The 6,723-nt window shown below is 57.9% G+C and carries 5 protein-coding genes and 1 pseudogene; 4 read left to right on the plus strand and 2 right to left on the minus strand.

Annotated elements, in window-relative coordinates; all coding sequences use genetic code 11:
- Positions 1–154: 154 nt before the first annotated feature.
- The 3 genes and pseudogenes from VG146_18905 (at position 155) to VG146_18915 (ending at position 3,440) form a co-directional block, all read left to right on the plus strand.
- A pseudogene (locus tag VG146_18905) lies at positions 155–664 on the plus strand (glycoside hydrolase family 27 protein).
- Positions 656–949 (plus strand): hypothetical protein, encoded by a 294-nt coding sequence (locus VG146_18910; GenBank protein ID HEV2394425.1) that lies wholly within the window; start codon positions 656–658, stop codon positions 947–949. Before VG146_18905 ends, VG146_18910 begins: the two are co-directional and overlap by 9 nt.
- An 880-nt stretch (positions 950–1,829) precedes the next feature.
- Positions 1,830–3,440 carry a sigma-70 family RNA polymerase sigma factor gene (locus tag VG146_18915; GenBank protein HEV2394426.1) on the plus strand — a complete coding sequence of 537 codons (1,611 nt, stop codon included), beginning with the start codon at positions 1,830–1,832 and terminating at the stop codon, positions 3,438–3,440.
- A 15-nt stretch (positions 3,441–3,455) separates the two neighbouring features.
- Here VG146_18915 and VG146_18920 read toward each other — a convergent pair whose 3' ends face one another.
- Together VG146_18920 and VG146_18925 are read right to left on the minus strand one after the other, a co-directional pair.
- Positions 3,456–3,650, minus strand: coding sequence for a hypothetical protein (locus VG146_18920; protein ID HEV2394427.1), 195 nt, complete (start codon positions 3,648–3,650; stop codon positions 3,456–3,458).
- Positions 3,651–3,656: 6 nt separating this feature from the next.
- Entirely contained in the window at positions 3,657–3,965 is a 309-nt protein-coding gene (locus tag VG146_18925; GenBank protein ID HEV2394428.1) for a recombinase family protein, read from the minus strand.
- A 481-nt stretch (positions 3,966–4,446) separates the two neighbouring features.
- On the opposite strand from VG146_18925, the gene VG146_18930 reads away from it, so the two are divergent.
- The gene (locus VG146_18930; GenBank protein ID HEV2394429.1) at positions 4,447–6,456 is read left to right on the plus strand and encodes a DUF3631 domain-containing protein; all 2,010 of its coding nucleotides are present in this window, start codon (positions 4,447–4,449) and stop codon (positions 6,454–6,456) included.
- Positions 6,457–6,723 lie beyond the last annotated feature (267 nt).

A 6,723-nucleotide genomic window follows, 5' to 3' on the forward strand; every position in this document is an offset into this window, starting at 1 on the left:
CGCCATTGATCAGACCGTGGAGAGCTTCCTCAGTGACGCCCTGCAAATCAGCCCGCACGCAGTCGCCGTTCAACTGAGAGCCGAAGAGCTAGGCTATTTGTGAGCCCGTTCGGGGCCTAAATTAGCGCCAAAATGTGAGCACGAGCAGCAGGACGCCAACCGGTATGCCCAGTGGGGGTTTGATTACCTCAAATATGATTGGTGCAGTTACGGAGGGATTGTTCCTCATCCGGACCATGAGGGTTTCATGAAACCCTACCAGGTGATGCGCGCCGCCCTGGACCAGGCCCCGCGCGACATCATCTTCAGCCTGTGCCAGTATGGGATGGGCAACGTATGGGAATGGGGCGCGCAGGTGGGCGGCAATTGCTGGCGCACTACAGGCGATATCAGTGATACTTGGCACAGCATGGCCGGCATCGGCTTTGGCCAGGCCGGCCATGAGAAGTATGCGGGGCCGGGACATTGGAATGACCCCGATATGCTGGTGGTGGGTTACGTGGGCTGGAGCGCGCATCTGCGCCCCACCAGACTCACCCCCAACGAGCAATACACCCATATCAGCCTCTGGTGCCTGCTCTGCGCCCCGCTGCTCATTGGCTGTGATATGACGCAACTCGATGCGTTCACGGCCAGCCTGCTCACCAATGACGAAGTGTTGGATGTCAATCAGGACCCCCTCGGACGGCAGGCCGGGCGCGTCACGCAACTCGATGGACTCGAGGTTTGGGCAAAGGACATGGCAGACGGCTCGAAAGCCGTGGGCCTATTCAACCGAAGCGAGGATGAAGCGCCGGTGAGCGTCTCCTGGGCCGACCTTGGCCTCAGCGGGAAGCAGCGGGTGCGCGACCTTTGGCGTCAGAAAGACCTGGGTGCTTTTGATGGTCAGTTCCAGGCCACCGTCCCGCGGCATGGCGGGGTGCTGGTGAAGATCGAGCCGGCAAAATAGGCCTCTTGCTGTCACCAACGAGCAGCCTTATGCGGAGCGGAGGCCTCCTGGGCAAAGAAGGCTGGAGGCAAGAAGTTAAGCAAGGCCGATCCCCGTCGTTGGGACGGAGCGCACCGCGTAGCGGTGCACTGCCGGTAGCAGGATGCGCAAACATTCCTTCTCAACTGGGGAGTGGAAACCGCTAATGACGCAGTGACCCTCATCGCGCCATTTGGCCGCCTGGTCGTAGATTCGGAGAATTGCCTCCCCCGGACATCGAGCAGAGCAAAAGAGGGCGGTCGTGGGCTGGGAGAGGAGGTCGAGGTTGCCGAGGGTCTTAATCTCAGGCGGGGAATGGAGACCCAGACGCTGACGTAGCCGCTCCGGATAACCTGGGTCCTGGCGGTGGATGGTTCGCGGATTTCGTGTTGGGATTCTGTGACGGTGACACCCTGCTCATTTACCCAGGCCAGAGCGTCATTGTCATCGGCGGTCCGAACATAGACCTTGACGCCGGTGGTGGGTTTGACCCCACCGGCCCGCTCGGGCTGACCGTAATTGACAACGTATTATTTCCCCTTGAAACCCTTGGAAAATGGGGCTGAACCCGACCTTTGACCCTCTTCCCCTCCTTCTCCCGAAAATGGGCCAGACGCAAATCCAGCCCCAATCGGCACCCCTCTTGCGTTGAAGGTCAAGACGGCTGACGCCAGACAACCCGCACCCCCGCCGTTTGCTGAACGAACCGGCTGGCCTTTTGGATTAGGTGGCGGCGGCAGCGTGCCATAATACAAGGGCGGTAAACCAGATGGAAGCACCAAAGCCGGTTTTCCGAACCCAGCCCAAAGAATTCTCAAAATAATCTGTTCGGTTTTCTCTTCGGCGTCCATATATCAATGACATGATGAGCGATGACATGGCGTTGGTTCGGGAATATGCCCAAGGCAATTCCGAGCAGGCGTTTGCCACGCTGGTATCCCGGCACGTTAATCTGGTCTATTCGGTCGCCCTACGCCAAGTCCGGGACCCTCATCTGGCTGAGGAAATCACCCAAAGCGTTTTCATCATCTTGGCAGGGAAAGCGAAATCGCTCGGCCCAAAGACAATCTTCTCCGGCTGGCTCTGCCGCACGGCAAGAAACGTTTCTGCCGACACGCTGAAAATTCAACACCGCCGGCAATTCCGTGAGCAGGAGGCACACATGCAATCCATATTGAACGAACCAGAGCCCGGCGTATGGAACCAAATAGCGCCGTTGCTGGATGAGGCGCTGGGCTGTCTGGGGGAAAAGGAGCATGATGCCGTTGTGCTCCGATTTTTTGACGGGAAGGAACTGAAACAAGTCGGGGCGGCGATGGGAATAGGGGAGGACGCAGCCCGGATGCGGGTGAACCGCGGGCTGGAAAAACTGCGGGAGTTCTTCACCAAGAGGGGCGTGACCCTTTCAGCAACGGCCATAGCGGGAGCTATTGCCGTAAATTCCGTCCAAGCCGCACCGGCAGGACTGGCCGCCACCATAACCGCCGCAGCACTTTCTGGAACTACTATAACCACCGCGGCAGTAATCGCCGCCACGAAAGCTATTGCCATGACCACACTACAAAAAACTGTTATCGCCGCAGCGTTTGCTGTCGCCGCAGGCACAGGAATCTACGAAGCTCGCCAAGCGGCAAACGCCCGTGCGGAAATGCAAACGCTGCAGCAACGGCAAACTGAACAAGTGGAGCAGATGCAGCGCAACGCCGACGAAACAGCACGACAGCTTGCCTTGCTACGCGAGGAAAACGAACGATTGAACACTAGCGCAGGTGAGTTGCTCAAACTGCGCCGTGAGGTAACTCAGTTGAAGGCTGCAGCCACTCATGCGCAGAACGACACGACAGAATCGGCGATGAAATCTTGGCTGTCTCGCGTCAGCCAACTCAAGAAGCATCTGGAACAAATGCCGGACAAAGGAATTCCAGAATTTCAACTCCTTACAGAAACCGATTGGCTTGAGACAGTCCGTAACGTGAGTGTGGATACCGAAACCGAAGCTCGTCAGGCGCTAATGGCTTTGAGGAATCTCGCAAAAGAGAAAGTTGCTTCTGACATTTGGGAGGCCCTAAAGGGATACGTGAAGGCTAATGACGGAAAGTTCCCCGCTGAGGTTACTCAACTCAGGCCATATTTGGAAACGCCATTGGCCGATTCCATCTTGGAGCGCTATGCCGTGGTGAACGCGGCCGATGTAACTAACATGGGATTGACCAAAAGCGGAGCGGACTTGCTGATAGCAGAGAAGACCCCTGTAGATGTTGACTACGACACACGCTTCGTGATTGGGACGGTTGCTCGTGGCAGGTCAGATTATGACGCTGATATTTTGATTCCAGTTGTGAGAGCATTCCAAACTGCGAGCAGCGGGCGCCCACTTGCTAATCCGTCCGAATTGCTGCCCTATGCACAAACGCCGGAGCAACAACGGGCGTTACAGAAATGGATACAACGCTACCCCAGCCTGCCAAAGTAGCGCCGGTGGGGCTTTTCATTTCAGCAACCGGAGCAGTTGGTTCGAACCCCGCCCGATGATTTTGCCGTCCGCTGTCCTTGTGATGCTTGTATCGGATTCAAACCGCCCCAGAATGCGTCCCGTTTTGTCCCGAAGGATTTCGCGGTTGCCCGAACCTGTTTCGCGGTAGCCGATGATTTCGGATTTCCCGTTGCGAATGGTTTCTCTCATATCGTTTCAGGCGTTTTGGGTTTTCAGAATGTTGCGGACGGTGGCGGGATACCAATTTCCGCCGTTGCGGGTGGCAATCCCTCTACGGTTCAGGCAGTCACAAATCCCTTGGAGCGTCTGAACACCAGCCGATTTGATTTCCTGAATAATGGGGAACACCTTGGCGGCGAATTCGGCCTTGGCGGTCTTGTTCGCCACCGCCATTGCGGCCACGGCCTTTTCGGGATTGGGTGTCCCCAATTGTTTGCGGGTGGCTTTGAGGGCGGCCAAGGCTTTTGTCGTTCTCTCGCTAATCAGTTCTCGCTCCAAAGCCATCGGGGTCACATCTCAATAATTGACATGTAACATTGACGCGTTTTCAAGAGCCTCTGGCTTCTTCTCTTCGTTGGCGCCAGCCCTGCACATTCACGCTCCCGCGGGCGCTATCACGTGACCCCTCGGGCCAATGACCATAAACCCATTTACCCTCAGAACTCTGGATCGTCCCGCTTCCGCCTATTCCGCCTATGCCGCGGCACTTCTCCTTCCCCTCATCCTGCTTCGAAAAGGAACCTGGTGCCATCGCCCTGCTCCTTATCATCGTTTTCGTGCTCCGAAAAACCTCTTGCTGCGCTTCCCGGTTTCTCCAGAATTTGGAATGGCTTATGCTGCCACGGTTCGCATGCAGTTCATCTAAAAGGATTTGTCCCAATAAAACCTATCTTGTATTGCCCTGCGCGCGCCACCGCCTCCGATCCACTCCCAAAACTTATCAAGTCACCGTCTAAAAATCAGACACCCTCAACCCAAAAACACCATGCTTGCACTTTTCACGTCCTATTCAGACGCCCAAGGTGAAACCCCAGCAGGCCCAACCGGGACCCCTCCCGCACAGCCGGAAATGACCAACAATATGATCACAACCCCTCAACTGACATTCTTTACCTGCATTCCCGTCCTCCGCCGCCTCAACCGCTGTGTATTCACGCAGTTCATGCAATCTTACAGCCCCTCCCTGCCCCCCGAAGCCGCCTCCCTCCTCACCGGCCACCTTGGCCACGAGGAATTCTGTGCCGCCTGGGCCGCTCAGTTCACCTGCCCTGGCCGCTTCGGCGCACCGCTCCTGGAAGCCCTCGTCGCCATTCACACCCTCGCCCTGCCCGAAAACGCGCACCTCATCGAGCCTGCTCTCGCCAAACTGCCCCCGGGATTCGAGATCGATCCGCGTGCTCACCCACTGGCCCAGGCCCTCCACCTCTGGCTCATCGCCCATCACGTCCCAGACGTCACTTTCCCGCTGCCCCCCGCCTCCACCGCCCTGACCGGCCAAGCCGCCCTCACCCCGCCCATTTCTTCTCCAGCTCACGCCCAAATCCCCGAACCCAAACCGATCCCTTCCGTTGAATCCAAAATCGAAATTCAAAATTCGCAAACCCCCGAGGTCTCCGCTCAATCGGAAATCGAAAACCCAAATTCATCAACTCAATCGCAAATCGTAAATCCAAATTCCCTAACTCAATCCAAAATCGAAAATCAAAATTCAAAATTCGAATTCCCCCAATCGGAAATCGAAATTCAAAATTCCAAAATCACCTCTCTCGCCCGCCTCTCCCCGCCCGACTACGACCGCGTCCGCCGCGCCCAGGCCAAGCGCCTCAACATCCGCCTTCGCACCCTCGATGCTGAGGTCGAAGCCCGCCGTTGCCAGCTCGCCGATGCCGAGGCCGACGCCATGTTCATCACTCCCATCGAGCCCTGGCCCGAGCCCATCACCGATGCGCCCGAACTCTTTCACCAGGCCGCCGAACGCTTTACTCTCCAGGTCGTCCTGCCCCCCGGCGCAGCCGACACCATCGCCCTCTTCATCGGCCACGCCCACGCCGTCAACGCCTTTCAACTCAGTCCGCGCCTTAACCTCTTCTCCATCGAAGGCGGTTGCGGCAAAACCACCACCCTGGACATCCTCCATGCTATGGTCCCCAGGGCCATGCGCGCTGAAAACCTCAATCCGCCTGTCATCTTCCGGGGTGTTGACAAGCATCAGCCCACCCTCATCCTCGATGAAACCGATACCTGGATCATGAAAGACCCCGAGCTGCGCGGCCTGCTCAATGCCGGACACAAAGCTGGCTCCCATGCCTACCGCTGCGAAGGACCGCGCAAGTCCATCCGCGCCTTCAAAGCCTTTGCGCCCACCATCCTCGCCGGCATCCGCCCCCTCCCGCCCACACTCCGCGACCGCTCCATTACAATCGTTCTGGCCAAACCGGCTGACGGCCAGACTTACCTCCGCTTTAATCCCCTCAAGGCCGACCCCGAGCAACTACTCGCCCGCAAACTCGCTCGCTGGGCCCAGGACTCCTTCTCCGCTCTCAAGGCCTGCGATCCCGCTCTGCCCCCAAGCGCATCCAACCGCCTCGCCGACAACTGGCGCCCGCTCTTCGCCGTCGCCCAGGTCATCGGCGGCGACTGGCCCGCGCGCGTGGCACGCGCCTTCGACCTCCTCAACTCCAAGCACAACACCGCCGCCGACTCCCCCTCCCTTGCTCTCCTGGACGATATCCGCCTCGTTTTCGCCCGCACCGGCGCCCCTCGTCTGTTCTCCAGCCAACTCGCTCACGCCCTCCGTTCTCTCCCAGGCCGCCCCTGGTCCGATACCCTCAACGGCGACAAACCCCTCTCCCAGGCCCGCCTAGCCCGTCATCTGGCCACCCTCGGCATCCAAGGCCAAACCCTCAGGATCGGTGACCGTATAACTCGCGGCTACCTCCAATCCTCTTTTATGCAGCCGCTCACCTCGGACTCGACCCCGGACTTCGAGATCTGACCGCAACCGCCCATGTTGTACTGTTGCACTTATGTTGCACTTCAAAGTGCAACATAAAAGCCGTCTGATCTCAGTGACTTTATCGCTAATGTAGCATGTTGCACTTTGTTTTCCCCTCCCCGCGCACACAAACTCTTTCCTAAAACTCTCATCCTTGAGCACCCGCCCGCCTCCCTGGATTTCAGGTCCAAGCTTTGACGCCGCAACCGCCCATGTTGCACTGTTGCACTTATGTTGCACTTCAAAGTGCAACATAAAAACTGTATG

Source organism: Verrucomicrobiia bacterium (assembly GCA_035946615.1).
In the GTDB taxonomy this organism is placed as follows: Bacteria; Verrucomicrobiota; Verrucomicrobiia; order Limisphaerales; family UBA8199; genus DASYZB01.